Raw genomic sequence first — 26,212 nt, forward strand, 5'->3', positions numbered from 1 at the left:
GTGCGGGGCGGGCGGGTGTTGGGCAGCAAGAACTTCTTCCCTCAAGTCGGTATTGAAGAAGACGTTTCTGAAGTCATGGCCGCGTTTCTCGGCCAATACTTCATCAGCAGCCCTGAACGCGACTTGCCCAGCGAGCTGATCGTCAATGTGGTCCACGATGACTTTCCAACACTGATCGCGGCCATCGACGAGCTGCGCGGTCGTGAACTGACCATCAGCCATCGCGTGCGTGGCACGCGAGCACGCTGGCAGCAATTGGCGGTGACCAATGCCGAGCAGGCGCTGAGTGCGCGCCTGGCGAATCGTCAGCATATTACGGCGCGCTTTGATGCGCTGGCCGAGGTGCTGAAGCTGGATGAGCCTCCACAACGCCTGGAGTGCTACGACATCAGTCACTCCAGTGGCGAGGCGACAGTGGCGTCCTGCGTGGTCTTCGGCCCCGAAGGCCCGATCAAGTCCGACTACCGCCGGTACAACATCGAGGGCGTTACGGCCGGCGATGATTACGCGGCGATGCACCAGGCGTTGACCCGACGCTTCAGCAAACTGAAGGACGGGGAGGGCAAGCTGCCGGATATCCTGCTGGTGGATGGCGGTAAAGGCCAGTTGTCCATGGCCCGCGACGTGCTCGATGAACTGGCCGTACCTGATCTGATCCTGCTCGGCGTGGCAAAAGGCGCGACGCGCAAGGCCGGTTTCGAAACCCTGTACCTGAACGACGCCGCGCATGAATTCACCTTGCGTGGCGATTCTCCCGCGCTGCATCTGATCCAGCAGATTCGCGACGAAGCCCACCGATTTGCCATTACCGGGCACCGCGCCCGGCGTGGAAAAACCCGCCGGACGTCTACACTGGAAGGCGTCGCTGGCGTCGGTCCGACACGTCGGCGGGATTTGTTGAAACATTTTGGTGGATTGCAGGAGCTGTCTCGTGCAAGCATCGAAGAAATTGCCAAAGCCCCCGGGATCAGTAAAAAGCTCGCAGAGTTGATTTATGCAAATCTGCACAGCGAGTAGAATGCCCCCTCACCTCGTAGCCAGTTGTGCCGATGAATATCCCTAATCTGATTACCGTTCTACGCGTTCTGCTCATTCCGATCTTTATTTTGCTGTTCTACCTGCCTTACCACTGGAGCTTCCTGGCTTCCGCCTCGGTCTTCGCCTTTGCTGCCGCCACCGACTGGCTGGACGGGTACCTGGCCCGCCGCCTGGAGCAAAGCACACCGTTCGGGGCTTTTCTCGATCCGGTTGCCGACAAGCTGATGGTCGCGGTTGCGCTGGTACTGTTGGTGCAGGAACACGGAAACCTGTGGCTCACGCTGCCGGCTGCCGTGATCATCGGTCGCGAGATTGTCGTCTCGGCCCTGCGCGAATGGATGGCCGAACTGGGCGCACGTGCCCACGTCGCCGTATCGAACCTTGGCAAATGGAAAACCGCCGCGCAAATGCTCGCGCTGGTGATCCTGCTGGCCAACCCCAAGGATTTCAGTTTCTGGGTCTTGCTGGGCTACACCTTGCTGATGGTGTCGGCCGGCCTGACTTTGTGGTCGATGGTCCAGTACTTGCGGGCTGCCTGGCCACATCTGAAGACCGACGTTGAAAAGAAATAAAACTTTTTTGAATCAAAGGGTTGACGGGGCTTCTGGATTCTATAGAATGCGCCACACCAAGACGCGGGAATAGCTCAGTTGGTAGAGCACGACCTTGCCAAGGTCGGGGTCGCGAGTTCGAGTCTCGTTTCCCGCTCCAAGTTTGTACGCATTTGATGTCGCGCTACTAGATATCAAATGTTTTGAGGCCGAGTAGCAAAATGGTTATGCAGCGGATTGCAAATCCGCCTACGCCGGTTCGATTCCGACCTCGGCCTCCACTAATAAACAAGCTCCGTAGATCTATGATTTACGGAGCTTTTTTATTTGCAGTAGCCTGCAAGATTTAGTCTTGAAAAGGGTATTTGCGAACTTGCTTCACCGGGGCGGGATGTATATATTTCCACCTCTGCTGCACAGGCGTCATAACTGCCAGATCGTTATTTGGCAAAACCTGGACGCTTCACCGCGCTACCGCCCGAATGGCGAAACTGGTAGACGCATGGGACTTAAAATCCCCCGCTCGTAAGGGCGTGCCGGTTCGATTCCGGCTTCGGGCACCATATATATCAAGGGTTTGCGAGCGAAAGCTGAGCAAACCCTTGTTCGTTTCTGGTCCGCAATTATTGATCTGGTCCGCAATTCACTTTGTTGGAGAGACCTTATTCCCCATTCGATTGCGGATGTACTGCTCGGTCATTACGACGGTCCTATGCCCAAGTCGATCTCTGGCCTGCAGAATATCGCCGCTTGACTCCGCCTTGTCCGTGCCGGCTTTAGCGCGCAAATTGCGCATCTGGAACTCGAATTCTGAAACCCCGGCTGCTTCCCTGGCCAAGCCAAACCTTCCCCGCAACATCGCCACCGATATCTGCCTTCACCGACAAGCCAGATACCGCCCAGTCAACACTCTCCGTAAAACACGGCCGTGATTGTCAGCCTGAAGACTATTCCTACTGATCAACTTGCCCCTTTATTGCCAAGACATTGCAGGGCACCTGATATAGGACGTGTTCTGTAGTGCTGCCAATCAGCTTGTGCAGCCCTTTTCGATGTGAACTTCCCATTACGATCACATCGGTTCGACTATTGGCGGCGAAGTCGGACATCACTTTGGTAGGCGACCCTTCAATGAAGTGTTGTCGTTCAGAGGGTATGTGGTAGCTGTCAGCCAACGCAATGAAGGACTTATGCAGCGACCGACGTACGTCGTTGATGAAGCCTGGCATCGTCACGGCGCCGGCCCCGGCGTCAGAGATATGTGTTTGCGATGGATCGAAGGCGTGCAGCAGGTGCAACTCTGCATTGCACTGCATTGCCATCCGCTGTGCAGCCAGGACGATGCGATCGTTGATCTCAGTGATCTGGTGCTCTGGATGCGACAAATCCACTGCTGCCACTATCACCCGCGGAAGTGGACACCTGACTTCGCTGACCAGATGAACAGCAACCGGGCAATCACGCACCAGATGCCAGTCCAGAGGCGTGACGAATACGCGTTTGATCGCTGATTCGTGGTGTACGTCCTTGATAACCAGATCTGGATGCAGGTCCTTCACATGCTGAAGGATTTCCTGCAGTACGTCCCGAGCTAATGCAACTTCGGTGGTCACCGTAATACCATTGCCGCGCATCAGTTGGGCTTCATCTTGCAGCCACTTCTGGTTCTCTTGCTGACAGATCTCGCGAAATTGCTCATTCCCGCTCATCAACCCCAGGATGTCGACGTCTTCGATAAACACCGCGATATGCAGTACCGCGCCAGTGGCTTTGGCAAGTGCGACTGCCCGCTCTAGCGCCGGCGTGTGACGCATGGCTGGACCGACAATCAGAAAGAGGCGTTGATATTGGCTCATGTCGCACCTCCAGCATTCTGGGTTATCCGTTAGTTTCCGCCGGCACTCTCGTGCGCCACACTATTGGCGAGTTCCTGCCGTCTCAACTTCCCGGATCGACACTACCAATATACGCCCGCAATCAGTGACCGCGCACGGGAGGAGTCGCCCTGCGCATATCTCTGCTTTACTGGAACAAGTCGTGCGGATTATCGAGGGCTGCGTGTTCTCGGCAGCCGGTACTGGCTGGATGCCGGGTCCACATCTACACCCGTCGAGGTTGAGGACCAGCCCATGTCCCGGCTCCTCTGCGCCATGTTTTTCGCGTTGCTGCTAGTCGGCTGCGCCACCACGCGCATGCCCCACGACTTCAGCGAGGCGATCCCCGCCAGCGAATCGGCTTTCGGGCGTTCGATCCAGGCTCAGGCTGCCGCGCATGAGGGGCGCTCGGGTTTTCGCTTGCTGCCCAACAGCAGTGAAGCCTTCCGGGCGCGCGCCGAGTTGATCCGCAATGCGCAGAAATCCGTCGATCTGCAGTACTACATCGTGCATAACGGTCTCAGCACCCGGGCACTGGTCAATGAAATGCTGCTGGCTGCCGATCGCGGCGTACGGATACGTATCCTGCTCGATGACACCGCCACCGACGGCCAGGAAGAAGTCATCGCTACCCTGGCGGTGCACCCGAACATCCATATCCGCGTCTTCAACCCTTTGCATCTGGGGCGCAGCACCGTGGTGACTCGAACCATGGGCCGTTTGCTTGATCTTTCCCAACAACACCGACGCATGCACAACAAATTGTGGCTGGCTGACAACAGCGCAGCCATCGTCGGCGGACGCAACCTGGGGGATGAATATTTCGACGCCAAGCCGGATCTCAACTTCACCGACATGGACCTGCTTTGCATCGGACCGGTCGCCGAACAGTTGGGACACAGCTTCGATCAGTACTGGAACAGCGCCTTGAGCCAGTCGATCAGTGACTTCCAGATCAACAAGCCGACAGCACAAGACTTGCTCGAGAGCCGTCAACGTCTGGAGCAATCGCTCCAGTCCTCACGTACCGAGCACAGGGCTTTGTACAACCATCTCATGACCTACCAGACTCATCCGCAATTCGAGACTTGGCGCAAGCAGCTGATCTGGGCCCATAACACGGCGATGTGGGACGCTCCGAGCAAGGTCCTGGCTGACGGCGAACCGGCACGCGCGTTATTGATGGCCACACAACTGCGGCCTGAACTCGATGGCGTCAGTAACGAGCTGATCATGATCTCGGCCTACTTCGTCCCGCAACAGTCGGGCATGGACTATCTACTGGGCCGTGCCGATGCCGGCGTTGATGTGCGCCTGCTGACCAACTCACTGGAAGCCACCGATGTGCCGGCGGTGCATGGCGGCTATGCACCGTATCGCAAGACGCTGCTCGAACATGGCGTGAAACTCTATGAGCTGCGGCGTCAGCCGGACGATCCCGGCCGCAGCTCTTCGTTTGGATTCAGTGGTGGCTCGGACTCCAGCCTGCACACCAAGGCCATGATCCTGGACAAGCAGAAAGTGTTCATCGGCTCGTTCAATTTCGACCCGCGTTCAGTGTTCTGGAACACTGAAGTCGGAGTGCTGGTCGACAGTCCTGAACTGGCCGGCTACGTGCGTCAGGCGGCGCTTGAGGGCATGGCGCCGGCCATGAGTTACCAGGCCCGACTGGAAAACGGCGAAGTCGTCTGGCTCACCGAGGACGACGGTCGACAACATACCTTGCGCAAGGAACCCGGCGGCACATGGCGCAGCTTCAAAGCCTGGCTCAGCGACAAGGTCGGCCTGGAGAAGATGCTCTAGATCGAAACCCGGAGTCCCCCCTCTGGTCTCGTCGTGCAACAGGGATTTACAAAGAACCCTTTTGATAAGGGTGACGCGATCAAGCTGAAAGTCTTCTGACGTTTTTGCCTGCAATTGCCTGACTCAGGCGCCTTGCAGGAGACGGCTTGCCAGTGTTGGTCGTTAACGATTACACGTGTGAACTGGATAAACGCGGCGCACTGGAGTCCATCGCCAGCAGGCTGGCTCCTGTAGGAGCTGGCTTGCCAGCGATGGTCGTGAACGATAACGCGGGTGAACTGGATGAACGCGGCGCATTCGAGCCCATCGCCAGCAAGCCGGCTCCTACAGTTTTAGCGTGGGCAGGGTCCCCTGTGGGAGCTGGCTTGCCAGCGATGGTCGTCAACGATAACGCGTGGGATCTGGATTAACGCGGCGCACTGGATTCCATCGCCAGCAGGCTGGCTCCTACAGTAGTTACCCGGGATTGTGCGAAGAACTTATTTTTGAGCGTGATGGATGACACAACGAAATTTTTTGCTGTTGGCTTTGTTGTTCATGTTTTTGACAGGTTGCACGACTACGCCACCCAAGGATCAAAACAATCTCTGCAGCATTTACCGTGAGTATCCCGACTGGTACGAGGACTCGCTGGAAATGCAGAGTGAGTATGGGACGCCTCTGCATGTGGCCATGGCGATCATGAAGCAGGAAAGCAGCTACGTGGCGGACGCATTGCCGCCGCGTGACTACCTGCTCTGGGTGATCCCCTGGGGGCGAGTCAGTTCGGCCTACGGTTATGCGCAGGCTCAGGACCCGGTGTGGGGTGAGTACAAGGACAGTACCGGCAACGGCGGCTCACGTGACAGTTTCGACGACGCGATCATGTTTATCGGCTGGTACACCACGGGCACGCAACGTCAGCTCGGAATCTCCAAATGGGACACCTACAATCAGTACCTGGCTTATCACGAGGGGCGTGGGGGCTTTAGCCGCAATTCCTATCGCAGTAAACCGTGGCTGATGCAGGTTGCCCAGAAAGTGCAAAAGCAATCGGAGATTTACAACGCCCAACTCAAGCAGTGTCGCCAGGCGCTGGAGGATGATCGCAGTGGGTGGTTCTAGCGCGGCAAAGACTCCGCTAGCAGGCGTTATCCGGGATCAAGGGCTTGCCAGCGAAAGCCGATGCAAGCCCTTGTCGGTTTCTGCGCCATCATTTCTGTCTTGAGGGTGGCTGCCGGATGTTTTTCAGGAAGCCGGGCCTGCCTTGCGACGATCGCTGCCGGTCGGGTTGCCGGTGTTGATCAGCCTTCTTTCCTGCAACACGTTTTCCAACGCCTGGCGGTCTGACGGGGTCAATTGATGCTCTCGCTCCTTGAGTTCCAGCAGGATCGGGGTGGACCACTGGCGATAGGTTTGTTCGGCGCTACGATTGAGTGACATGCGTTTTCTCCTTGATCAGGCTCCTGCCAATAAAGGCGCCGCAGTTCGATACGCAAGAGACCCTAGCCGACGAACCCTGTTCTCGCCAATGCGTTACATCGGACGATCATTTCCCCAGATGCCCGCAGCTGCGGTGCGCTGCACGTAGTCGCTGAAGTCGCGCGCCGGCCGTCCCAGTGCCCGCTGAACGCCATCGGTCACAGGTGTGTTGCGGCCGTCGAGCACGGTGGTGAAGAGGTACAGCACCAGATCGATCAACGCCGGGGGAAGTTGTTCCTGTTCCATTGCCTGTCGATAGGCGGGCGCCGGTACGGCCACGAATTCGATGTTGCGATGGGTGGCACGGGCAATCTCGGCCACGGCGTCGGCAAAGGTCAACGCCCGAGGGCCGGTCAATTCATAGAGCTGGTGTGTGTGCCCGGGTTGGGTCAATGCGGCGACGGCGCACTCGGCGATGTCGTCTGCATCGACAAAGGGTTCGGCGACCTGGCCGACGGGGAGTGCGAGTTCTCCTTGCACAATGGGTTCAAGAAAGTGCGCCTCGCTGAAGTTCTGGCAAAACCAGCTGGCCCGCAGAATCGTCCAGTCAATCCCGCTGTCCTGTACGACACGTTCGGCCTGTTGCGCTTCGACTTCGCCGCGCCCGGATAACAAAACCAGTTTGCGGACTCCGCTTTTCACCGCCAGGTCGGTGAAAGCCTGGATGGTTTCCACGGCGCCTGGAACGGCGAGATCGGGCTGGAAGGATATGTAGACCGCATGAACACCATCGATTACGGCGTCCCAGGTCGATCGATCTTCCCAGTCGAAAGGAGGATTCGCATCGCGGGAACCCTGGCGAACGGGCAGGCCGGCCGCTTCGAGTCGTTGGGTGATTCGCCGTCCGGTTTTGCCGGTGGCGCCGAGGACCAACAGGGTTTGCTGGGCGGTGTTCATCGCGTTCATCTCCATCGGTTAATGTGAGTAATACTCACGTTTAAAAGATGATAGATCCTCATGTTTGTACGTCAACCCATCGGATCGAATCGCCCGACGGGTGGACATCAGTTGTTTGGCATGGGGATGGGCGATGCTAAGGTGAGTACATGTCACGTTATTGATCGGGAAATTCACTCGTGCGCAAAAAGACCCCTGAAGCCCTCGAACATCCAGCTGCAGAAGCTGTTCGGCGTAATCCCATGCAACAGCGCAGTCGCGAGCGTCAGGAGCGGATTCTGTCAGCAGCGACTCAATTGATTGCGGACAAGGGCAGCGATCAGCTCAAGATGAGTGAAATCGCCGAGCGCGCCGAGATCTCGATCGGTTCCCTTTATCAGTATTTCCCCGACAAGAGCGCCGTCATTCGAACGCTCGCCGAACGCTACAACGCTGAGAGCCGTCGTTGCATTGCACAGGCATTGGAGGCTGTCGAGGATGCCCAAGGGTTGCAGGCCGCCTATTCGCAGTTGCTCGACCTGTATTACGAGATCGTGATGGCGACACCGGTGATGCGTGACATCTGGTCCGGCATGCAGGCCGACAAGCAGTTGTTGCAGCTGGAGCTGGAGGAGAGCCGGGTGGCCGGAACGCTGCTGGCCCAGACCATGCTTCGTGTATATCCGCAAAGCGATGAGCTGAAGGTCCGGCAATCCGCGTTTTTGATCTGGCACCTGGGCGAGGCGACCATGCGCTTGGCGGTCACTTGTACGCCAGAGGAAGGGCGCGCGCTGGTCGAGGCGTTCAAGCGTATGTCCCTGCGCGAGGTCCTGGAGCCAGCGTGCAGGGACATCTGATCGCAGTAAAAGCTGCCTAGACGAAAGGTTGGCCGGGAAATCCCCGTGGCAGTCGTTGCCGGCCGGCCATCGCGGTCAGTCGTTCGGTCCAGGCTGAACGCCAGTTATCGGCGGTGTGCACGGCTTTGGCTTTGCGTGCTGCGCGGCGGGCCGCGTTGCGTTCAGCCTTGCGGGCTTCTTTGTAGGCGTCGGTGTTTCGGCAGCTTCTGCATTTGACCCGATTGAGTTCGCGGGTCGATACCAGGTTGTTGCCGTGATGACCGCAGGCCAGGTGCCCGCTGACTTTGAAGTGAGTGACCATTGGAACGTCTCCTTGGTGACGTGTGATCGGTTGACCCCACGTGAGCGGTGACGTTCGATTGGTTTTGCGCCACAAAAAATCCCGGCACGAGGTCGGGTTGCAAGAGTGGGTGAAAACTCGGCAGGCAGCCAGCTATCCGGAGGCGTCAGTGCCACCGGTCATGCTGCCCGAATCGGGCCTGTCCTCGTACAGCGAATCCGTGGCGGTCATCTGAACCGAGGCAGAGGCCGGTCGACAGGCTGGAGAGAAGACAGGGTGTGCCGGATCAGCGGCGTGTCCTTCTCGATGTCGTTGAGGCGATCACGAATTCTGAGGGCGGTGGGGTGTCCGCCTTGATGATCGACCCAGTCGGCGATTTCCTTGCAGGCCGCAGCCAGGCGCGCCTGACGGGAGTCCAGCAAGGTGAGCAGGGTGGTGATGGACTCTTTTTCGGACATGGGAGACACCTCCGTTCAAGAAACCTGGTGTGGCAGCAAAAAGCCCGCCTGGAGCGAGCTTTCTGCCGTTGGGGTCGCTGTTCCTTCAGCCATTTCAGTATAGACCCGTTAAAAAATGGTGACAGGCCCTCAACTTTGTCGGGCTGTCACTTGTGATTTGGCGTTCAACTGCCGGCAAACACGCTGAGCGTCTTCTTCAGTGTCGTAGCCATCTCCGATAAAGCCTTGGGTGCGGGTATCGGCGATGCGATACCAGACCGCGGCATCCGGCGGCAGGTGGTCATTTTCACCCGCACGGCGGCCATGAATGATGATCCTGTTGCAACGCTTCACGACGAAAATGTCTTCCATGGCGTCTCCGCAGCGGATTCGTGTTCAGTTCAACTATAGAAGTCATTGGTGATCGTGCAAAAAATAGGCAGGTCAATTCGTCGGTTCAGGCGCGGCGGGCATTCTCTCAAGGAAGATCGCCAGCCCGACCTCCTCGGCCGATAGCCCCTTGCGCGCCCTGTTCCTTGGCAGTTGCGCCAGATCACCGAGAACAAAGCCATCCAGCACCGCCGGGTGGATATAGCATTTGCGGCACACCGCCGGGGTATTGCCGAGCTGCCTGGCAACGTTCTTGACCATTTCCACCAGGTGCCGCCTGGCGTCCGTTTCAGGCTCCCAGTGCAGTTTGCGCAACATCGCCAGCGCCAGGACGCTGCCGGCCCAGGTGCGGTAATCCTTGGCGGTGAAATCGGCGCCGGTGAGCGTTTGCAAATAGCTGTTGATGTCGGATGAACTGACGGTGTGCCGGTCTCCGTTTTCATCCAGATACTGAAACAGGTTCTGCCCGGGAATGTCCTGGCAACGTTTGATGATCCGCGCCAGTCTTCGGTCTTTCACGGTGATCTGGTGTTCGACGCCACTTTTGCCGCGGAACTGGAACAGGATGGCACTGCCGTTGATCTCTACATGGCGGCTGCGCAAGGTCGTCAGGCCATAGGAGCGGTTGTCCCGGGCATATTGGCTGTTGCCGATACGGATCAACGTCGTGTCCAGCAAAGTGATGACCGTGGCCATGACTTTGTCGCGACTGAACCCCGGTGCCGCCAATTCGGCCTCCAGTCGCTGGCGCAGTTTCGGCAAGGCCAGCCCGAACTCACGCAGGCGCAAGTATTTGTCGGCGTCGCGCACCTCCCGCCAGCGCGGGTGATAACGGTATTGTTTGCGACCCCGGGCATCCCGGCCGGTGGCCTGCAGGTGCCCGCATGGATCGGCGCAGATCCACACCTCGGTATAGGCGGGGGGCACCGCGAGTGCGTTGAGACGCTTGATCGCCTCCGGGTCGGTGATGCGCCGGCCCGCCGGGTCGAAATAGGCGAATTTTCCGCGCAGTTTCCTGCGGGTGATGCCCGGTTGGGTGTCATCGACATAATGCAGGTCAGGCGGCAGTTCATCAGGCATGACAAGCGTCCTGGGCGAGGAATCACGGGGCGTTACAGCCATGGACCGCGCCCCGCTGCAGTCGTGCCGGCGGATTTACGCCAGCACTGCGACCGCTTTGATTTGTGCCCAGAGTTGCTGGCCAGGGTGGACGTTCAGTTGATCGCGGGAATAACGCGTGATCCGCGCCAGCAGCGGCGTACCGGCGGCGTCCAGGCGAATCAGCACATGGGCGGCGTTGTCGGCGTTCATTTCACTGACCACCGTCACCGGCAGGCGATTGAGAATGCTGCTTTGCCCGGCACTGTGCAGGTTCAGGCTGACATCCCGCGCCTGAACCTTGCAGCGCAGTGCCTGGCCTGTATCCATGGGCGTATGCGGTACCCGAATGTTCAGGCTGGTGCCGGGCAATTGCAGGCTCAGCAATTGGTAGTCGGCGTCATAGGCGCTGACACGACCTTCGATCACCACGCCGGCGTCGTCCCCCATGGCCAGAGGCAAGTCGAGGCGCGCCAGGGTCTGGCCGATCGGACCGCTGGCCAGTGCCTTGCCGTGGCTGAGCAACACGATATGGTCGGCCAGCCGCGCGACCTCATCCTGGGAGTGGCTGACGTACAGCACCGGAATGTCGAGCTCGTCGTGCAGCCGCTGCAGGTAGGGCAGGATTTCACTTTTGCGTTGGGCATCCAACGCGGCCAGTGGCTCGTCCATCAACAACAGTTTCGGGCTGGTGAGCAAGGCGCGGGCGATGCCGACGCGCTGTCGCTCGCCGCCCGAAAGGTGTTGCGGATGGCGGTCCAGCAAATGGCGGATACCCAGCAACTCGCTGGCGTGGGCCATGTCGACCCGCCGCTGCGGCTTCGGGATGCGCTTGAGGCCGAATTCCAGGTTGGCCAGCACCGACAGATGAGGAAACAGGCTGGCTTCCTGGAACACGTAGCCCAGCGTGCGTTTGTGCGGTGCGACGAAAACCTTGTTGGCGCTGTCTTGCCAGACTTCATCGTTGATCTGGATAAAACCCTGATCGGCCCGTTCCAGACCGGCGATGCAGCGCAGGCAAGTGGTCTTGCCCGAGCCGGAATGACCGTACAGCGCCGTGACGCCACGGCCCGGCAGTTGCAAGTCGACGTCCAGGGCGAAGCCCGGGTAATCCAGTTTCAGGCGCATGTGAATCATCGTTCAGCTCCAGCCCGCTTTGGTTTTTCGGCTGGAATACAGCGCCAGCAAGACGACAAACGAGAACACCAGCATCGCCCCGGCCAGCCAGTGGGCCTGGGCGTATTCCATGGCTTCGACGTGATCGTAGATCTGCACCGAGACCACGCGGGTCTTCTCGGGAATGTTGCCACCGATCATCAGCACCACGCCGAACTCGCCGACGGTGTGGGCGAAACCGAGAATGGCGGCGGTAATGAAACCGGGGCGGGCCAGGGGCAGGGTCACGCTGAAAAAGGTGTCCCAGGGATTGGCCCGCAGCGTCGCAGCCACTTCGAGCGGGCGCGTGCCAATGGCGGAAAAAGCGTTTTGCAGCGGCTGGACGACAAAGGGCATCGAATACAACACCGAGCCAATGACCAGACCTGCAAAACTGAAGGTGAGGGTGCCAAGACCGAGTGATTGGGTGAACTGGCCAATGAACCCGTGAGGGCCCAGCGCCAGCAACAGATAAAAACCGATCACGGTCGGTGGCAACACCAGGGGCAGGGCGACAATCGCCCCGACCGGACCGCGCCACCAGGAGCGGGTGCGCGAAAGCCATAACGCAATCGGAGTGCCGACAATCAGCAGGATGACGGTCGTCAGGGACGCCAGTTTCAGGGTCAGCCAGATGGCGGAAAAATCGGCACTCGATAGCGACATTTTAGATTTCGTAGCCGTAGGACTTGATGACAGCTGCCGCTTTCGGCCCCTTGAGGTAGTCAACCAATGCCTTGGCGGCCGGGTTGTCCTTGCCCTTGTTGAGGATCACGGCGTCCTGCTTGATCGGGTCGTGCAGGCTGGCCGGAACGATCCAGGCCGAACCGCTGGTGATCTTGCCATCCTTGTAGATCTGCGACAGCGCGACAAAACCCAGCTCGGCGTTGCCGGTGGAGACGAACTGATAGGCCTGGGTGATGTTCTGGCCTTCAACGATCTTGTCCTTGACCTTGTCGGTCAGACCTTCCTTGGCCAGCACCTGGGTCGCCGCCAGGCCGTAAGGCGCAGCCTTCGGATTGGCGATGGACAGGTGCTGGTACTCGTTCTTTTTCAGCACATCGCCCTTGGCATCGACGTAGCCTTCCTTGGCCGACCACAGCGCCAGGGTGCCGACCGCGTAGGTGAAACGCGAACCCTTGACGGTGTCGCCTTCGGCCTCGAGTTTTTTCGGGGTGCTGTCGTCTGCCGAGAGGAACACTTCGAACGGCGCGCCGTTTTTGATCTGGGTGTAGAACTGGCCGGTGGCGCCAAAGGCGGTGACCAGTTTATGCCCGGTGTCCTTTTCGAAATCCGCGGCGATGGCCTGGATGGGGGCGGTGAAGTTGGCAGCGACAGCCACCTGGACTTCGTCCGCCTGGGCCGAGCCGAAAGCAAATACGGCGAGCAGGCTCGTGAGGCACGCAGGGGCAAAACGTGAGACGCGAATGGTCATGAAACGGCTCCGTTAAAGGCAATTGCAGCTAGGGTAAATCGTTATGTAGAGAAATATATAGCGGATTGCCTTTAAACGGAATGTGCTGCGTTTATAATTGTATACAATTTTAACGCAGGTTATGCTCAGGGGCGACCTAGCAGTCTCGCTAATCCTTCTTCAGCCAGTTTTCGAGTCAGTGCCTCGGTGGTCAATTCAACGCCGAGAGTAAATGCCTGGCCGGCCCAGAGGTTGCTGAAGTCCGCTTCACCTTTGGCCCGCAACGGCATCAACGCGCCACCAGCCAGGGGGAAGGCCGGAGCCTTGGTGCTCATGGGCCCCAGTTCACGCATCACCCGGTTAAGGATGCCCCGGGCCGGGCGACCGGTGAACACGTTGGTCACCGCCGTCTCGCTTTCCTTGGCGGTGCGCAACGCTTTGTGATGGGACGGGCTGACCTTGGCCTCCGGGGTGAACAGGTACGCCGTGCCCACCTGTACCGCCGAAGCGCCCAGCATGAAGGCGGCGGCGACGCCTCGTGCGTCAGCGATGCCGCCAGCGGCAATCACCGGCACTTTCACTGCATCGACGACTTGCGGCACCAGGGCGAAAGTCCCCACCTGGCTGCTCAGGTCATCGCTGAGGAACATCCCGCGATGGCCTCCGGCTTCATAGCCCATGGCGATGATCGCATCGCAGCCATGCTGCTCCAGCCACACCGCTTCTTCGACGGTGGTGGCCGAGGACAACACTTTCGCACCGGTGGCTTTGACCCGGTCGAACAGGGGTTTTTCCGGTAGGCCAAAGTGAAAGCTCACCACTTCAGGGCGAAACTCTTCGATCACTTGGCAGGCCGCGTCATCGAACGGCGCCCGATTGGACACCGGGGTTGGCGCATCGAAATCGGCACCGAGTTCCTGGTAGTAGGGTTGCAGCAGGTTTTTCCAGTCCTGCGCGCGTTGCTCATCAGGGGCTGGAGTTTGATGACAGAAAAAATTGACGTTGATCGGGCGCTGGGTGTGTTGGCGGATTGTTTTCAGCTCTTCGCGCAGTTGGTCGATGCTGAGCATCGCCGCTGGCATCGAACCGAGGCCGCCGGCATTGCAGGCTGCAATCACCATGGCCGAGTTGTTGGCTCCGGCCATCGGCGCCTGAATGATCGGCAGCTCGATCCCGAGCAGGTCAAGTATGCGGGTATCTGGCCATGGGGTCATGTGCTGTGTTCTCCGACGTTGAAGCAGGGCTGGGACGGTAGAACAGGATTTGTAACGCAACGATTGGCGCAAGGCCAGTCGTCTTTTCAGTTCGCCAGGCTTTCTTCGGCGCCCGACGGCTTGGCTGATTGGCTTAAAGTCGAGTACGACAATCTGCTGCCATGTGTTATTTCAAATGCACCACAACCCGACTGATTCCATTGAGAGGCCGTAATGTTCAAAGGTGTTTTGATCGACAAAGACGACAGCGGTTACCGGGCGACACTGCAAGAGATCCAGGACGATCAGTTACCCGAGGGCGATGTCACGGTGCGTGTTGCCTACAGCACGCTGAACTTCAAGGATGGCCTGGCGATCACCGGCAGCAGTCCGGTGGTGCGCAAATTCCCGATGGTGCCGGGCATCGACCTGGCCGGTGTGGTCGAGGTCAGCGGGCATCCGGACTACAAGGTCGGTGACGCAGTCCTGCTCAATGGCTGGGGCGTAGGGGAAGGGCATTGGGGCGGCCTGGCGCAGAAGGCTCGCCTGAACGGTGACTGGCTGATCCCGTTGCCCAAGGCATTCACCGCCGCCCAGGCGATGGCCATCGGTACGGCGGGCTACACGGCCATGCTGAGCATCCTGGCTTTGGAACATAATGGTGTGACCCCCGGGCAGGGCGAAATCCTGGTGACCGGCGCCAACGGTGGCGTCGGCAGTTTCGCCATCGCGTTGCTGAACAGGCTCGGCTATCGGGTGGTCGCGTCCACCGGACGTACCTCGGAGCACGACTACCTGAAGCAACTGGGCGCCAGCGAAATCATCGATCGCGCCACCTTGTCCGAGCCGGGCAAACCCTTGGCCAAGGAGCGCTGGGCGGCCGTGATCGATTCGGTGGGCAGCCACACCCTGGCCAATGCGTGCGCCAGCACCAAGGCCAATGGCACCGTCGCGGCTTGTGGTTTGGCGCAGGGCATGGACTTTCCGGCGTCCGTTGCGCCGTTCATCCTGCGCGGTGTAACCCTGGCCGGCATCAACAGCGTGACCCAGCCCAAAGCCAAGCGCGTGGAGGCCTGGAGTCGCCTGGCCAAGGACCTGGACTTCAACCTGTTGCCGTTGATCAGTCACGAAATCGGCTTGAGCGAAGCCATCGAGGCCGCGCCGCGCTTGCTTGCCGGGCAGTTGCGCGGGCGCGTGGTGGTGGACGTGAATCGCTGATTACTGCGATTCACGCTCCAGCAACTGGCGTTTGCGTTCGACACCCCAGCGATAGCCCGAGAGATTGCCATCGCTGCGCACCACGCGATGGCACGGGATCGCCACGGCCAGGTTGTTCGCGCCACAGGCTTGAGCCACGGCGCGAACGGCTTTTGGCGAACCGATGCGTAACGCGACATCGGCGTAGCTCGCCGTGCTGCCAACGGGTATTTCCCGCAGCGCTTGCCAGACCCGTTCCTGAAACGCGGTGCCGCGCACGTCCAAGGGCAGGTCCAGGCCAATCGCCGGGGCTTCAATAAAGCCGACGACCTTGGCAATCAACGCTTCGAACGCCTGATCGGCGCCAATCAAATTGGCTCGCCGAAACTTGTCTTGCAGATCACAGACCAGTTGGTGCGGATCATCACCGAGCAAAATTGCGCAAACCCCGCGTTCACTTTGCGCCACCAGAATCGCCCCCAGCGAACACTGGCCCACGGCAAAACGAATGTCGTTGTTTTGCCCGGCAGCGCGGTAGTCCCCGGGTTTCATTCCGAGCAGTTGGTCTGCCGCTTCGTAAAACCGGCTGTTGGAGTTGAAGCCGGCGTCATACAGGGCATCGGTCACCGAGCCGCCGTCTGTCAGGCGCTCGCGCACCTTGCGCGAACGATGGGCATCGGCGTAACCCTTGGGCGTCAGGCCGGTGACGGCTTTGAACACGCGATGGAAGTGGAAGCTGCTCAATCCCGCAGCCTCGGCCAATTCGCCCAGGGTGGGCAGCGTTTCGGCGCTTTCAATCTGGCGGCAGGCAGCGGCCACGGTGGCGGCATGCTGCGCGGCGAGTTCGCTCTGATCCTTTGCCGCGCGCTTGCTCGGACGATAACCCGCGGCCCGGGCCTGTTCGGCGCTATCGAAGAATTCGACATTGTGTGGCTTGGGCAGGCGCGCGAGGCTGCTGGGGTTGCAGTAGATGCCTGTGGTCTTCACGGCATAGACAAACTGCCCGTCAGCCTTGGGGTCGCGCGCGACCACGGCGGCCCAGCGCGGATCGTTTTCGATGGTGATCTTGGTCGATTGGGTTGTCATGGCGTCACGTCCTTTGAGGAGTTGCCTGCACATTAACCATGGGGCAATTCCCACACACTCCGGCGCTTGCGGTCAAATTCGAAGTCTTCATCCGGCGGTGCGGAAGGTGAAGTTGATGCGTTGCTCGCCCAGTCTCGGGTGAAGGCCGTCCTTGATCGGCAACACGCCGTGATAACGCAGGCGATCCACGCCACCCCAGACCACGATGTCACCATGCAGCAGGGGGATGCGCTGGCTTTTGTCACTGCGTGCAAAGCCGCCGAACAGGAAGATTGCCGGCAGGCCCAGCGATACCGAAACGATGGGGGCTGCGTAGGAATGTTCGTCCTTGTCTTGATGCAATGACATTTTTGCCCCGGGGATGTAGCGGTTGATCAGGCAGGAATCGGGCACAAATCCGCTGAAACCCGCAGCCTGCGCCGCCGCTTGTGCCAGTTGGAGAAACACCTCGGGCATCATTGGCCAGGGCTGACCGGTTTGTGGATCATCGCGGGTGTATCGATAGCCGCTGCGGTCTGTGGTCCAGCCGAATGTGCCGCAACTGCTCAGGGCGACCGACATGGTGAAACCGCCGGGCGTGACCATCTGCCGAAACGGCGCGGCCGCCAGCACCATCTCCAGCGCGGGCAGCAAACGCTCGAGCCAGGGCAGGGCGAAGCCCCTGAGCACCCAGGATTGTTCGCCGATCTGCTGGTGCCTGGGCTCTTGCTCGGGCTCTGCATCGGCAAACAGATCGAAAGTCAGCGGGTTCATGGGCTCATGTCGCATCGTGAAAGATGATTCCAAGGGTATGCCGTTTGCCGCTGTGCAGGCGACTCACGCCGTGGCGCAGGGTCACGCGGTAGTAACCGCGAGTGCCTTTGACCGGCCGCTGGTTGACGGCAAAGATCAGCCCGTCACCTTTCTTCAGGTTGATGACCATCGGCCGTGACTGCATCCGCGGGCGTTGTTCGGTCATGACAAATTCGCCACCGCTGAAGTCTTGATCGGGGACCGACAGCAGAATCGCCACTTGCAGCGGGAAAACATGCTCACCGTACAGATCCTGATGCAGGCAGTTGTAGTCCTGCGGACCATATTGCAGCAACAAGGGTGTCGGACGGTTCTGACCAGCGGCATGACAGCGCTCGAGGAAGGCAGAATGAGTGTCAGGAAAACGCTGCGGCAAACCCATTTGTTCATGCCAGCGATTGGCGATCGGCGCCAGGCGCGGGTAGAGCGCGCTGCGCAAGCGCGCCACAAGGTCCGGCAACGGGTAGCTGAAATACTTGTACTCGCCGCGGCCGAAGCCGTGACGAGCCATCACCACGTGCGAGCGAAAGGACTCGGTCCGGGGGTACAGGGCGCTGACCTGATCACAAGCCTTGTGGCTCAACAGTGAAGGGATGACGGCGTAACCGTCCAGGTCAAGTTGCTGTTCCAGCCGGGGCCAGTCCAGCCGGTCCAGATAGTGCTCGCTCATTGCCGGGCCTCTAGTGGTTGAGGTGGCCAGTCTGGAAGACTTGAATGCAGCAGGCACTCCGGCGCTTGCGGTCGAACTGCGAACGGGAGCCGACGTCCACTGTCGCTCCGGGTTGCGTTACAGCGCTTTGCTGACGCTGATTTCGCTGATGACGTCGTCCTGTCCATGAATGGCATCCAGCGCCGCTTTGGCTTCTTCTGCGGTGCCGTTTTCAAGCTGGGCAAACTCGAAGCGGCGCTCACCGTTGAGTTTGTATTTGATGACGTACTTGGTCGTTTGGGCCACGGTCGTATCTGCCTGTCTCGTGTTTCGGGTGTGCCGATCAGCTCAGTTTCGTGCTGGAACGGCGAATGATTTTGATCGAGTGCGTCAGGGTGGGCTTGCGCGTCACGCTGATAGCGCGGCGGTTGACGGTGTCGATCGTGATGTTCCAGAAACCGGTGCTGGGGGCGGTGATGCGCGCCGGAAACGTGTCGAATGCACCGCCGTGATAGGTATGACGGCCGCCATTCTTGAAGCTGCGGAAGTTGGCGTCGTTCATCAAACGGATGTTGCACATTTGGGAGCATTGAATGACGACGATGTCGTCTTCATTGAGGTGCTCGCGCTGATGGATAAATTTCATGGGGCGCCTCCAGAAGGGCTTTTTCTACAAAATCAAAACGATAGCATGGGCGATGGGCGCAGTTTATCAGCCCGAAGGCCTTATTATCCGGTCGCTTTGACAATTTAAAACGCTAATTTCACCTTTGATGAGCGATAAAGCAGTTTGCCTCGGAGAAAAAACGCATCTGCGTTGTCCGAGCCTCTTTATCGGAGGTTTTGTATGAAGTGGGGTTTGTGGGTTGTTTCGCTGGCGGCATTGGTGAGCGGTTGTGCGAATGTCTCTGACATCAACGAGTCACTGCCGACCATGAGCGTGATTTCTGGCAAGAACCCCCATGAATATGCGCAATGCCTCAGCGAAAAACTGGCCGACAGTCGTGGCGCCTTGCAAATCGAGCCGCACAAGGATGGCCTGCGTGTGATCGTGCCGCTCAAGTTTTCAACGGGGCCGTCAGCCATATTCGACATTGAAGAGCGCTCGGGTGGCAGCAGCATCAAGCTGCACGAGAGCATGTCCAATGTCCCGGTGCGTCCAAAGGATGTGCAGAAGGCTGCCACCGAGTGCATTTCCGGCTGATAAACTATCGACCCACAGCACCGATGCCGCCAAGGCCTGTTTTTGGCGGCATTGTCATTTCTGGAGTCGACTATGAAACGAGAGCAGGTCCGGGAGCGCCATGCAGAGGGACTTATCACTGCCACCCATGTGATCCAGAATCCGGCGGAGCTGGGGGAGTGGATCGTGTTTTTCAAGAAAAGCGCCGGGCGCAGCTATTTCCTGGTGGATGACAATGACGAAGTCGAGTCCTTTGGCAAACTCGACGAGTTGATCGAAACAGTACGCGGACTCGGGATCAAGTTCGCCGAAATTCATCTGTAGGGCCGAGCCCCTTATTTGCAGACCACCACGACGCTGCGGTTCTTGTAATTGCCGATATCGGCGCCGAGGGTTTTTTCACTGACCTTGAGCGCTGGCGTGCCGTCGGTGCCGACAATCCGGTAGCCGGTTCCTGCACAGGAGGCATCGGCCTTTTCGTAGCAGGCGGCCCAGGAATTCGCCTCTCCCGAGCAATCGATCGTCAGGCCCTGCTCTCCATTGCCCAGGTAGGTTTCTTCCGACGTTGCGCAGCCGCTCAGGGCCAATACCGCTAGCAAAGGCAAAATTTTATTCATGGTTTGATCATCGTCAGGGGGTGGGCTAAGGCTGAGACAGCGCCGGATTCAAAAGGTTATAGCCAAAGGCCACTTCTTTTTCGGTGTTCCGATCAAGATCAAAGGATCGCAGCCTTCGGCAGCTCCTACAGGGACCGCGGTGCGGTTTACCGGGTGGGCAGCTACATGCCGAGCCGATCTCGATCATCTTGATCCGGGCGTTCATCTGGTTGAAGTCGGGGTTGTGAGGTCAACCCGACCCTTGTAGGAGCTGCCGAAGGCTGCGATCTTTTGATCTTGATCTTCAGCAACCTCCAGATCGCAAAAGCAGGATCAAAAGATCGCAGCCTTCGGCAGCTCCTACAGTGTTCCCCGGGATTCCGTGAAGCGCCATAAAAAAGCCCTGTGCTAAGACAGGGCTATTCGAGAGGGGGCGTCGATCAGCTCTTGTCCTTGCCGCGTCGCTTGGGTTCCGGGTGCTCCAACTCCAGCACCGAGGCCACTTCGATTGCCAGGGCTTCGGAAGGGAAAGGCCCGGCGATATTTTCACCGGCGACACTGGCCACCCACCATTGACCGTCTTTCGCCTTGTTGATCAGGAATCCGTTGACGCTTTTTGCTTCCGACATCTATTTGCCTCGTTGTCTGGTTCAATCGCGCCATGATACCGGCAAACGCGCGCAACGGGTGCCGATGAGCGTATGGTGATCGGTTCCGGGCGGTAGAAAGCCGTGCATTTGCGCCAGTCTCTGCTATGCATAAGAGGCTGTGCAATCGCCTGTGCAACCTCACAGGGAACTATCCGCCAGAATAATTCTCTATGTTGGCATCAGTTAGCCAGCGCGGGGGCATTGTAAGGTGCACGCCGCCTGATTAGACTGCGCCGAAACTCGTACACACAGCCCTTTCAAGGACTTATATGATCAAGAAATGCTTGTTCCCAGCAGCCGGTTACGGTACTCGCTTCCTGCCAGCGACTAAAGCCATGCCCAAAGAAATGCTGCCGGTGGTGAACAAGCCACTGATCCAGTACGGCGTCGAAGAAGCACTGGATGCCGGCTTGACCGAAATCTCCATCGTCACCGGCCGCGGCAAGCGCGCCCTGGAAGACCACTTCGACATCAGCTACGAGCTGGAAAACCAGATCAAGGGCACCGACAAGGAAAAATACCTGGTCGGCATCCGCAAGCTGCTCGACGAATGCTCTTTCTCCTACACCCGTCAGACCGAAATGAAAGGCCTGGGCCACGCGATCCTCACCGGCCGCCCGCTGATCGGCGATGAGCCGTTCGCCGTGGTACTGGCGGATGACCTGTGCGTCAACCTCGAAGGCGACGGCGTACTGACCCAGATGGTCAAGCTGTACAAGCAGTTCCGCTGCTCGATCGTGGCCATCCAGGAAGTCGATCCGCAAGAAACCAACAAGTACGGCGTGATCGCCGGCGAGATGATCCGTGACGACATCTACCGCGTACACAGCATGGTTGAAAAACCAAAGCCGGAAGACGCACCGTCGAACCTGGCCATCATCGGCCGCTACATCCTGACCCCGGACATCTTCGACCTGATCGAACAAACCGAGCCAGGCAAGGGCGGTGAAATCCAGATCACCGACGCCCTGATGAAGCAGGCCCAGAACGGCTGCGTCATGGCCTACAAGTTCAAGGGCAAGCGTTTCGACTGCGGTGGCGCCGAAGGCTACATCGAAGCGACCAACTTCTGCTTCGAGAACTTCTACAAGACGGGCAAGGCTTACTGATAGCTGGCGTCCTGTTTGTATCGAAAAGCCACCTACGGGTGGCTTTTTCATTTTCCGGCCTCATATCGTGTTCAGCGCTTGCTCCACAAATGTCCGCAGGTATGCTGGTCACCTGCCGAGGAGATTGAAAATGGCCTACGATTTTGACCTTTATGTGATTGGTGCCGGTTCCGGCGGTGTACGGGCTGCGCGGTTTGCCGCCGGGTTTGGCGCAAAAGTGGCGGTGGCCGAGAGTCGCTACCTGGGCGGCACTTGTGTGAACGTCGGCTGCGTGCCGAAAAAATTGCTGGTCTACGGTGCGCACTTCGCCGAGGACTTCGAGCAGGCATCCGGCTTTGGCTGGAGCCTGGATGAGGCGCAGTTCGATTGGGCGACGCTGATCGCCAACAAGGACCGCGAGATCAATCGCCTCAATGGCATTTATCGCAACCTGCTGGTCAACAGCGGCGTGACCTTGCATGAGGGGCACGCGAAGATCGTCGATCCGCATCAGGTCGAGATCAATGGCGAGCGCTTTACCGCCAGGAACATCCTGATCGCGACCGGTGGCTGGCCGCAGATTCCGGAGATTCCGGGGCACGAGCATGCCATCAGTTCCAACCAGGCATTCTTCCTCAAAGAGCTGCCCAAGCGGGTGCTGGTGGTCGGCGGTGGCTACATTGCGGTCGAATTCGCCGGGATCTTCCACGGTCTGGGCGCCGAGACCACGTTGCTGTATCGCGGCGAACTGTTCCTGCGCGGCTTTGACGTTTCCGTGCGCAAGCACTTGCAGGAAGAGTTGACCAAGCGCGGCATGGACCTGCAATTCAACGCGGACATCGAGCGCATCGACAAGCAGGCCGATGGCAGCCTGAAAGTCACGCTCAAGGACGGCCGCCAGCTGGAAGCCGATTGCGTGTTCTACGCCACCGGGCGTCGTCCGATGCTGGACAATCTCGGCCTGGAAAACACCGGGGTCAAACTCGACAAGAAAGGCTTTGTCGAGGTTGATGAGTTGTATCAGACCGCCGAGCCGTCGATCCTGGCGCTGGGCGATGTGATCGGCCGTGTTCAACTGACGCCGGTCGCGCTGGCTGAAGGCATGGCGGTTGCGCGACGCTTGTTCAAGCCTGAGCAGTATCGTCCGGTGGATTACAAGATGATCCCGACGGCGGTGTTCAGTCTGCCGAACATCGGCACCGTCGGCTTGACCGAAGAAGAGGCCCGCGAAGCCGGCCACGACGTGCAGATCTTCGAAAGCCGCTTCCGGCCAATGAAGCTGACCCTGACAGAATGCCAGGAGCGCACGCTGATGAAGCTGGTGGTGGATGCCAAGACCGACAAGGTATTGGGTTGCCACATGGTCGGCCCGGAGGCCGGTGAAATCGTCCAGGGCCTGGCGATTGCCTTGAAGGCCGGCGCCACCAAGCGCGACTTCGACGAAACCATCGGCGTGCACCCGACGGCCGCCGAAGAGTTCGTCACCATGCGCACGCCGGTCGCCGGTTAATCGTCCTTCGCTGCGTCTGCCGCTGCCGCAAGGGTCGCGGCCAGACGTACGCGTTCTTCCAGTTCCGTCCGGGTCCTGGTCAGTTCAATTTCCAGTGACTTGTTGAGCTGCGACTGCTCATCGACGTTTTGCTTGAGTGCCTGACTTTCCAGCAGGGCAACGCGCAGGCGTTCCTGGAGGAGGGTGCGCTCGCCGTCGACGCGGGTGGCCTGTTCCAGCAACTGATCCTGACGGGTATTGCTTTGCTTGAGCTGTTCCTGCAGCAGGCTCAGCTCGCGCAGTGTGCCGCGGTTTTCAGTCAGCAAGCGTTCGTTGTCGCGGTGCAACTGGGTGATTTCGTCCTGGCGTACCAGGGCGCTTTGTTGTGCCTGGCGCAGTTCCATCTGTAGCTGTTGCACCTGGCCTTCGTGGCGACTCATTTCCTGTTCGCGCTGCTCCTTGACCGCATTGCGGTAGTGCTCCAGTGCGTCGCGGGTGTGCAGGTGCTTTTCCTCAAGGGAGCGGATCTGCTCGTCCTTGTCTTTCAAGCGCAATTCGAAATCGGCCAGCGCCTGGTTCATCCCGGCGTTACGGGTTTGCTCCGTTTGCAGCATGGCGCGGGTTTCTTGCAGGGCCTCGGATTCCTGAGTCAGTGCCAGGCTCTGGAACTCGTATTGCTGGTGCAGTTCGCTGTTGGCCTCTTGCGCTTCGTCGAGCTGTTTTTCCAAAGCCTTGCGTTGTTCCTCGTACTGCGTGCGCGCCTGGTCGATGGGTTCCTGTGCCTGCTCCTTGAGTCTTTGCGCGAGCCGCGCCACCAGCGCCATCAGTTCGTCGTCAATCGGTTCCGCTGGCGTTTCGACCGCCTCGTTCCTGTCATCGAGCTCTTTGAGGTAGCGATGAATCGTGGTTTTCGAGCCGGTATTGCCCATTTCGATCCGTACGGCATCGATGCTGGGGTTTTCGCCACGGGCGAGGATCGCCAACCGAGCGGCTTGCACCACCGCTTTATTTACACCGCCGCGTGCCATGAGATCTCCCGGGTTTTGTTGATGTGGTACGTACCACGTAAATACACATTGTACCATTCAATGGATAAAGTTAAATGCTGAATGTCGTTAACGCGGGATATACTGGTATTACCCCGTGTGAGCGCAGTTTCGAGGTATTCCTCGTGCTGTTTCCATACACAAACCCTTGTAGGAGCGAGCTTGCTCGCGATGGACACGAGACCGCCGCGGGGCACCTGCCTACCAGCGTCATCGTTAACGATCATCGCGAGCGAGCTCGCTCCTACAGTCAGTCGGTTAAAACAGGTTCATGCCCTATGAGCGATCTGGATCGCTATCTGCACGCCGCGACTCGCGACAACACCCGTCGCAGCTATCGGGCGGCCATCGAACACTTCGAAGTCACCTGGGGCGGGTTTCTGCCGGCAACCGGCGACAGCGTGGCGCGCTACCTGGTGGCGCATGCCGGGGTGTTGTCGATCAATACGCTGAAGCTGCGCTTGTCGGCCTTGGCGCAGTGGCACAACAGCCAGGGTTTTGCCGACCCCACCAAGGCGCCGGTGGTGCGCAAGGTGTTCAAGGGCATCCGCGCGCTGCACCCCGCCCAGGAAAAACAGGCCGAACCTTTGCAGCTTCAGCATCTGGAGCAGGTGGTCAGTCGTCTGGAGCTGGAAGTGCAAATCGCAAAGGCCGAAGGCGACCGCCCGGGGTTGTTGCGGGCCCGGCGCGATATGGCGTTGATCCTGCTGGGCTTCTGGCGCGGCTTTCGCAGCGACGAGTTGTGCAGGCTGCAGGTGGAACATGTGCAGGCCAGCGCCGGTTCCGGCATCAGCCTCTATCTGCCGCGCAGCAAGAGTGATCGCGACAACCTCGGCAAGACTTATCAGACACCGGCCTTGCAGCGTTTGTGTCCGGTACAGGCTTACATCGACTGGATCACCGAAGCGGCACTGGTGCGTGGGCCGGTGTTTCGTGGCATCGATCGCTGGGGGCATCTGGGTGAGGAGGGGTTGCACGCCAACAGCGTGATTCCCTTGTTGCGCCAGGCGCTGGAACGCGCAGGCATTGCCGGCGAACTCTACACCAGCCATTCCTTGCGCCGCGGCTTTGCGACCTGGGCGCATCAAAGTGGCTGGGATCTGAAGTCGCTGATGAGTTATGTGGGCTGGAAGGACATGAAGTCGGCCATGCGCTACATCGAAGCCAGCCCGTTCCTCGGGATGGCGCGCCTTACGGAAAAGCAGATCGAGTCCTAGAGATCGTTTTCTTCTATAAATACAGTCGGCTAATAGCGAAAGCCAATCAGCAGCATCAGGTTTGCCAATGAGCCTTCCGTTCGTCGAGTGGGTAAAGTTCTCTCCATCAACTTCTTAACCCCTGACGGAGAGTCAACGATGCCTATCATCAACAGCCAAGTTAAACCGTTCAAAGCTGACGCATTCAAAAATGGCGACTTCGTAAAAGTCTCGGACGCTGACCTGAAAGGCAAGTGGTCTGTCGTGTTCTTCTACCCGGCCGACTTCACCTTCGTCTGCCCGACCGAGCTGGAAGACCTGGCAGACAACTACGACGCCTTCCAGAAGCTGGGCGTCGAGATCTACAGCGTTTCCACCGACACCCACTTTGCCCACGCTGCCTGGCACAACACTTCGCCAGCCATTGGCAAAATCCAGTACACCATGATCGGCGACCCGACCCACGCCATCTCCCGCAACTTCGACGTGCTGATCGAAGAAGCAGGCCTGGCTGACCGTGGCACCTTCGTGATCAACCCGGAAGGCCAGATCAAGATCGTTGAACTGAACGACGGCGGTGTAGGCCGTGACGCTTCCGAGCTGCTGCGCAAGATCAAGGCAGCCCAGTACGTCGCCGCTCACCCGGGCCAGGTTTGCCCGGCCAAGTGGAAAGAAGGCGAGGCCACTCTGGCGCCGTCCCTGGACCTGGTCGGCAAGATCTAAGTCTGTGATCGCACCATCAGGGCGGGACTCCGCACCTACTCGGTAAGCTGCACCGCCCAATAAAAACGCCCGGGCGAGATTCGCTCGGGC

General features: G+C 59.1%; 31 protein-coding genes, 3 tRNA genes and 1 pseudogene. 15 read left to right on the forward strand and 20 right to left on the reverse strand.

Going from position 1 to position 26,212, the window contains the following annotated elements; genetic code table 11:
- The 5 genes from uvrC to AC07YV_RS08900 form a co-directional block, all read left to right on the forward strand.
- Positions 1–1,017 (forward strand): excinuclease ABC subunit UvrC (gene uvrC / locus AC07YV_RS08880; RefSeq protein ID WP_146025410.1); only part of this gene is annotated, 1,017 nt, incomplete at its 5' end.
- Positions 1,018–1,049: 32 nt separating this feature from the next.
- Entirely contained in the window at positions 1,050–1,610 is a 561-nt protein-coding gene (pgsA, locus tag AC07YV_RS08885; RefSeq protein WP_102702169.1) for a CDP-diacylglycerol--glycerol-3-phosphate 3-phosphatidyltransferase, read from the forward strand.
- A 63-nt stretch (positions 1,611–1,673) separates the two neighbouring features.
- Positions 1,674–1,749: transfer RNA gene (locus AC07YV_RS08890), tRNA-Gly, on the forward strand.
- A gap of 47 nt (positions 1,750–1,796) precedes the next feature.
- Positions 1,797–1,870: transfer RNA gene (locus AC07YV_RS08895), tRNA-Cys, on the forward strand.
- 195 nt (positions 1,871–2,065) lie between these two features.
- Positions 2,066–2,152: transfer RNA gene (locus AC07YV_RS08900), tRNA-Leu, on the forward strand.
- 80 nt (positions 2,153–2,232) lie between these two features.
- Here the strand turns inward: AC07YV_RS08900 and AC07YV_RS08905 are convergent.
- Positions 2,233–2,451 (reverse strand): annotated as a pseudogene (locus AC07YV_RS08905) (site-specific integrase); the annotation flags it as partial.
- 91 nt (positions 2,452–2,542) lie between these two features.
- Positions 2,543–3,445 (reverse strand): universal stress protein, encoded by a 903-nt coding sequence (locus tag AC07YV_RS08910; RefSeq protein ID WP_102702168.1) that lies wholly within the window; start codon positions 3,443–3,445, stop codon positions 2,543–2,545.
- A gap of 273 nt (positions 3,446–3,718) precedes the next feature.
- On the opposite strand from AC07YV_RS08910, the gene AC07YV_RS08915 reads away from it, so the two are divergent.
- Positions 3,719–5,266 (forward strand): phospholipase D family protein, encoded by a 1,548-nt coding sequence (locus AC07YV_RS08915; protein ID WP_102702167.1) that lies wholly within the window; start codon positions 3,719–3,721, stop codon positions 5,264–5,266.
- A 498-nt stretch (positions 5,267–5,764) separates the two neighbouring features.
- Positions 5,765–6,370, forward strand: coding sequence for a transglycosylase SLT domain-containing protein (locus tag AC07YV_RS08920; protein ID WP_102702165.1), 606 nt, complete (start codon positions 5,765–5,767; stop codon positions 6,368–6,370).
- A gap of 123 nt (positions 6,371–6,493) precedes the next feature.
- Here the strand turns inward: AC07YV_RS08920 and AC07YV_RS08925 are convergent, their stop codons facing one another.
- Complete coding sequence (locus AC07YV_RS08925) at positions 6,494–6,688, reverse strand: hypothetical protein (RefSeq protein WP_102702164.1); 195 nt, start codon at positions 6,686–6,688, stop codon at positions 6,494–6,496.
- 93 nt (positions 6,689–6,781) lie between these two features.
- Positions 6,782–7,624 carry an NAD(P)H-binding protein gene (locus AC07YV_RS08930; protein WP_102702163.1) on the reverse strand — a complete coding sequence of 281 codons (843 nt, stop codon included), beginning with the start codon at positions 7,622–7,624 and terminating at the stop codon, positions 6,782–6,784.
- A 179-nt stretch (positions 7,625–7,803) separates the two neighbouring features.
- On the opposite strand from AC07YV_RS08930, the gene AC07YV_RS08935 reads away from it, so the two are divergent.
- On the forward strand, positions 7,804–8,460 hold the full coding sequence (locus AC07YV_RS08935) for a TetR/AcrR family transcriptional regulator (RefSeq protein ID WP_102702162.1): 657 nt from the start codon (positions 7,804–7,806) through the stop codon (positions 8,458–8,460).
- Between the two features lie 16 nt (positions 8,461–8,476).
- On the opposite strand, the gene AC07YV_RS08940 is transcribed toward AC07YV_RS08935, so the two are convergent.
- The 8 genes from AC07YV_RS08940 to AC07YV_RS08975 all read right to left on the reverse strand — a co-directional run bounded on the left by AC07YV_RS08940 (position 8,477) and on the right by AC07YV_RS08975 (position 14,448).
- A complete protein-coding gene (locus tag AC07YV_RS08940) occupies positions 8,477–8,761 on the reverse strand; it encodes a hypothetical protein (protein WP_102702161.1) in 285 nt (94 codons plus the stop codon).
- Positions 8,762–8,967: 206 nt separating this feature from the next.
- Positions 8,968–9,198, reverse strand: a complete 231-nt coding sequence (locus AC07YV_RS08945) for a hypothetical protein (protein ID WP_007975977.1) — start codon at positions 9,196–9,198, stop codon at positions 8,968–8,970.
- Positions 9,199–9,327: 129 nt separating this feature from the next.
- The gene (locus AC07YV_RS08950; RefSeq protein ID WP_102702160.1) at positions 9,328–9,549 is read right to left on the reverse strand and encodes a hypothetical protein; all 222 of its coding nucleotides are present in this window, start codon (positions 9,547–9,549) and stop codon (positions 9,328–9,330) included.
- A gap of 72 nt (positions 9,550–9,621) precedes the next feature.
- On the reverse strand, positions 9,622–10,647 hold the full coding sequence (locus AC07YV_RS08955) for a DNA topoisomerase IB (protein WP_102702159.1): 1,026 nt from the start codon (positions 10,645–10,647) through the stop codon (positions 9,622–9,624).
- 75 nt (positions 10,648–10,722) lie between these two features.
- Positions 10,723–11,802 (reverse strand): molybdenum ABC transporter ATP-binding protein, encoded by a 1,080-nt coding sequence (gene modC, locus AC07YV_RS08960; RefSeq protein WP_102702158.1) that lies wholly within the window; start codon positions 11,800–11,802, stop codon positions 10,723–10,725.
- 3 nt (positions 11,803–11,805) lie between these two features.
- Complete coding sequence (gene modB, locus AC07YV_RS08965) at positions 11,806–12,486, reverse strand: molybdate ABC transporter permease subunit (protein ID WP_007975967.1); 681 nt, start codon at positions 12,484–12,486, stop codon at positions 11,806–11,808.
- Position 12,487: 1 nt separating this feature from the next.
- The gene (gene modA / locus AC07YV_RS08970; protein ID WP_102702157.1) at positions 12,488–13,255 is read right to left on the reverse strand and encodes a molybdate ABC transporter substrate-binding protein; all 768 of its coding nucleotides are present in this window, start codon (positions 13,253–13,255) and stop codon (positions 12,488–12,490) included.
- A gap of 125 nt (positions 13,256–13,380) precedes the next feature.
- Positions 13,381–14,448: an NAD(P)H-dependent flavin oxidoreductase gene (locus AC07YV_RS08975; RefSeq protein WP_102702156.1), complete on the reverse strand. Its 1,068-nt coding sequence runs from the start codon at positions 14,446–14,448 to the stop codon at positions 13,381–13,383.
- 213 nt (positions 14,449–14,661) lie between these two features.
- Between AC07YV_RS08975 and acuI the strand changes: the two genes are divergently transcribed.
- Positions 14,662–15,645: an acrylyl-CoA reductase (NADPH) gene (gene acuI, locus AC07YV_RS08980; RefSeq protein ID WP_102702155.1), complete on the forward strand. Its 984-nt coding sequence runs from the start codon at positions 14,662–14,664 to the stop codon at positions 15,643–15,645.
- Here acuI and ada read toward each other — a convergent pair whose 3' ends face one another.
- From ada to AC07YV_RS09005, 5 genes are all read right to left on the reverse strand, one after another.
- On the reverse strand, positions 15,646–16,710 hold the full coding sequence (ada, locus tag AC07YV_RS08985) for a bifunctional DNA-binding transcriptional regulator/O6-methylguanine-DNA methyltransferase Ada (protein ID WP_102702154.1): 1,065 nt from the start codon (positions 16,708–16,710) through the stop codon (positions 15,646–15,648).
- A gap of 87 nt (positions 16,711–16,797) precedes the next feature.
- Positions 16,798–17,478 (reverse strand): DNA oxidative demethylase AlkB, encoded by a 681-nt coding sequence (gene alkB / locus AC07YV_RS08990; protein ID WP_102702153.1) that lies wholly within the window; start codon positions 17,476–17,478, stop codon positions 16,798–16,800.
- The gene (locus tag AC07YV_RS08995) at positions 17,468–18,172 is read right to left on the reverse strand and encodes a 2OG-Fe(II) oxygenase (protein ID WP_102702152.1); all 705 of its coding nucleotides are present in this window, start codon (positions 18,170–18,172) and stop codon (positions 17,468–17,470) included. The genes alkB and AC07YV_RS08995 overlap by 11 nt, the downstream gene beginning before the upstream one ends.
- A gap of 117 nt (positions 18,173–18,289) precedes the next feature.
- The gene (locus tag AC07YV_RS09000) at positions 18,290–18,457 is read right to left on the reverse strand and encodes a hypothetical protein (protein ID WP_007985513.1); all 168 of its coding nucleotides are present in this window, start codon (positions 18,455–18,457) and stop codon (positions 18,290–18,292) included.
- A 37-nt stretch (positions 18,458–18,494) separates the two neighbouring features.
- Complete coding sequence (locus tag AC07YV_RS09005) at positions 18,495–18,797, reverse strand: DUF1883 domain-containing protein (RefSeq protein WP_007912251.1); 303 nt, start codon at positions 18,795–18,797, stop codon at positions 18,495–18,497.
- A 201-nt stretch (positions 18,798–18,998) separates the two neighbouring features.
- Here AC07YV_RS09005 and AC07YV_RS09010 point away from each other — a divergent pair, with 201 nt between their 5' ends.
- Positions 18,999–19,355: a hypothetical protein gene (locus AC07YV_RS09010; RefSeq protein WP_102702151.1), complete on the forward strand. Its 357-nt coding sequence runs from the start codon at positions 18,999–19,001 to the stop codon at positions 19,353–19,355.
- Positions 19,356–19,427: 72 nt separating this feature from the next.
- Positions 19,428–19,658, forward strand: coding sequence for a hypothetical protein (locus AC07YV_RS09015; RefSeq protein ID WP_102702150.1), 231 nt, complete (start codon positions 19,428–19,430; stop codon positions 19,656–19,658).
- A gap of 11 nt (positions 19,659–19,669) precedes the next feature.
- Here AC07YV_RS09015 and AC07YV_RS09020 read toward each other — a convergent pair whose 3' ends face one another.
- Together AC07YV_RS09020 and AC07YV_RS09025 are read right to left on the reverse strand one after the other, a co-directional pair.
- Positions 19,670–19,951 carry a hypothetical protein gene (locus AC07YV_RS09020; protein WP_015094930.1) on the reverse strand — a complete coding sequence of 94 codons (282 nt, stop codon included), beginning with the start codon at positions 19,949–19,951 and terminating at the stop codon, positions 19,670–19,672.
- Positions 19,952–20,370: 419 nt separating this feature from the next.
- Positions 20,371–20,559, reverse strand: a complete 189-nt coding sequence (locus AC07YV_RS09025) for a hypothetical protein (RefSeq protein ID WP_102702149.1) — start codon at positions 20,557–20,559, stop codon at positions 20,371–20,373.
- A 290-nt stretch (positions 20,560–20,849) separates the two neighbouring features.
- On the opposite strand from AC07YV_RS09025, the gene galU reads away from it, so the two are divergent.
- Positions 20,850–21,689, forward strand: a complete 840-nt coding sequence (gene galU / locus AC07YV_RS09030; RefSeq protein WP_102702148.1) for a UTP--glucose-1-phosphate uridylyltransferase GalU — start codon at positions 20,850–20,852, stop codon at positions 21,687–21,689.
- A gap of 130 nt (positions 21,690–21,819) precedes the next feature.
- A complete protein-coding gene (gene gorA, locus AC07YV_RS09035; RefSeq protein WP_102702147.1) occupies positions 21,820–23,178 on the forward strand; it encodes a glutathione-disulfide reductase in 1,359 nt (452 codons plus the stop codon).
- Here gorA and AC07YV_RS09040 read toward each other — a convergent pair.
- Positions 23,175–24,185 (reverse strand): DNA-binding protein, encoded by a 1,011-nt coding sequence (locus AC07YV_RS09040; protein WP_102702146.1) that lies wholly within the window; start codon positions 24,183–24,185, stop codon positions 23,175–23,177. The genes gorA and AC07YV_RS09040 overlap by 4 nt on opposite strands.
- Positions 24,186–24,481: 296 nt before the next feature.
- Between AC07YV_RS09040 and AC07YV_RS09045 the strand changes: the two genes are divergently transcribed.
- Positions 24,482–25,420 carry a site-specific integrase gene (locus tag AC07YV_RS09045; RefSeq protein WP_102702144.1) on the forward strand — a complete coding sequence of 313 codons (939 nt, stop codon included), beginning with the start codon at positions 24,482–24,484 and terminating at the stop codon, positions 25,418–25,420.
- Positions 25,421–25,558: 138 nt separating this feature from the next.
- A complete protein-coding gene (gene ahpC / locus AC07YV_RS09050; protein ID WP_007975937.1) occupies positions 25,559–26,122 on the forward strand; it encodes an alkyl hydroperoxide reductase subunit C in 564 nt (187 codons plus the stop codon).
- The last annotated feature ends 90 nt before the right edge of the window (positions 26,123–26,212 follow it).

It is taken from the genome of Pseudomonas sp. GW456-E7, from assembly GCF_059424105.1.

Bases quoted from the DNA above. Each gene is read 5' to 3' on its own strand.
- pgsA (WP_102702169.1), top strand. From the start codon at position 1,050: ATGAATATCCCTAATCTGATTACCGTTCTACGCGTTCTGCTCATTCCG.
- AC07YV_RS08910 (WP_102702168.1), bottom strand. From the start codon at position 3,445: ATGAGCCAATATCAACGCCTCTTTCTGATTGTCGGTCCAGCCATGCGT.
- AC07YV_RS08915 (WP_102702167.1), top strand. From the start codon at position 3,719: ATGTCCCGGCTCCTCTGCGCCATGTTTTTCGCGTTGCTGCTAGTCGGC.
- AC07YV_RS08920 (WP_102702165.1), top strand. From the start codon at position 5,765: ATGACACAACGAAATTTTTTGCTGTTGGCTTTGTTGTTCATGTTTTTG.
- AC07YV_RS08925 (WP_102702164.1), bottom strand. From the start codon at position 6,688: ATGTCACTCAATCGTAGCGCCGAACAAACCTATCGCCAGTGGTCCACC.
- AC07YV_RS08930 (WP_102702163.1), bottom strand. From the start codon at position 7,624: ATGAACACCGCCCAGCAAACCCTGTTGGTCCTCGGCGCCACCGGCAAA.
- AC07YV_RS08940 (WP_102702161.1), bottom strand. From the start codon at position 8,761: ATGGTCACTCACTTCAAAGTCAGCGGGCACCTGGCCTGCGGTCATCAC.
- AC07YV_RS08945 (WP_007975977.1), bottom strand. From the start codon at position 9,198: ATGTCCGAAAAAGAGTCCATCACCACCCTGCTCACCTTGCTGGACTCC.
- AC07YV_RS08950 (WP_102702160.1), bottom strand. From the start codon at position 9,549: ATGGAAGACATTTTCGTCGTGAAGCGTTGCAACAGGATCATCATTCAT.
- AC07YV_RS08955 (WP_102702159.1), bottom strand. From the start codon at position 10,647: ATGCCTGATGAACTGCCGCCTGACCTGCATTATGTCGATGACACCCAA.
- modC (WP_102702158.1), bottom strand. From the start codon at position 11,802: ATGATTCACATGCGCCTGAAACTGGATTACCCGGGCTTCGCCCTGGAC.
- modB (WP_007975967.1), bottom strand. From the start codon at position 12,486: ATGTCGCTATCGAGTGCCGATTTTTCCGCCATCTGGCTGACCCTGAAA.
- modA (WP_102702157.1), bottom strand. From the start codon at position 13,255: ATGACCATTCGCGTCTCACGTTTTGCCCCTGCGTGCCTCACGAGCCTG.
- AC07YV_RS08975 (WP_102702156.1), bottom strand. From the start codon at position 14,448: ATGACCCCATGGCCAGATACCCGCATACTTGACCTGCTCGGGATCGAG.
- acuI (WP_102702155.1), top strand. From the start codon at position 14,662: ATGTTCAAAGGTGTTTTGATCGACAAAGACGACAGCGGTTACCGGGCG.
- ada (WP_102702154.1), bottom strand. From the start codon at position 16,710: ATGACAACCCAATCGACCAAGATCACCATCGAAAACGATCCGCGCTGG.
- alkB (WP_102702153.1), bottom strand. From the start codon at position 17,478: ATGCGACATGAGCCCATGAACCCGCTGACTTTCGATCTGTTTGCCGAT.
- AC07YV_RS08995 (WP_102702152.1), bottom strand. From the start codon at position 18,172: ATGAGCGAGCACTATCTGGACCGGCTGGACTGGCCCCGGCTGGAACAG.
- AC07YV_RS09005 (WP_007912251.1), bottom strand. From the start codon at position 18,797: ATGAAATTTATCCATCAGCGCGAGCACCTCAATGAAGACGACATCGTC.
- AC07YV_RS09010 (WP_102702151.1), top strand. From the start codon at position 18,999: ATGAAGTGGGGTTTGTGGGTTGTTTCGCTGGCGGCATTGGTGAGCGGT.
- AC07YV_RS09015 (WP_102702150.1), top strand. From the start codon at position 19,428: ATGAAACGAGAGCAGGTCCGGGAGCGCCATGCAGAGGGACTTATCACT.
- AC07YV_RS09020 (WP_015094930.1), bottom strand. From the start codon at position 19,951: ATGAATAAAATTTTGCCTTTGCTAGCGGTATTGGCCCTGAGCGGCTGC.
- AC07YV_RS09025 (WP_102702149.1), bottom strand. From the start codon at position 20,559: ATGTCGGAAGCAAAAAGCGTCAACGGATTCCTGATCAACAAGGCGAAA.
- galU (WP_102702148.1), top strand. From the start codon at position 20,850: ATGATCAAGAAATGCTTGTTCCCAGCAGCCGGTTACGGTACTCGCTTC.
- gorA (WP_102702147.1), top strand. From the start codon at position 21,820: ATGGCCTACGATTTTGACCTTTATGTGATTGGTGCCGGTTCCGGCGGT.
- AC07YV_RS09040 (WP_102702146.1), bottom strand. From the start codon at position 24,185: ATGGCACGCGGCGGTGTAAATAAAGCGGTGGTGCAAGCCGCTCGGTTG.
- AC07YV_RS09045 (WP_102702144.1), top strand. From the start codon at position 24,482: ATGAGCGATCTGGATCGCTATCTGCACGCCGCGACTCGCGACAACACC.
- ahpC (WP_007975937.1), top strand. From the start codon at position 25,559: ATGCCTATCATCAACAGCCAAGTTAAACCGTTCAAAGCTGACGCATTC.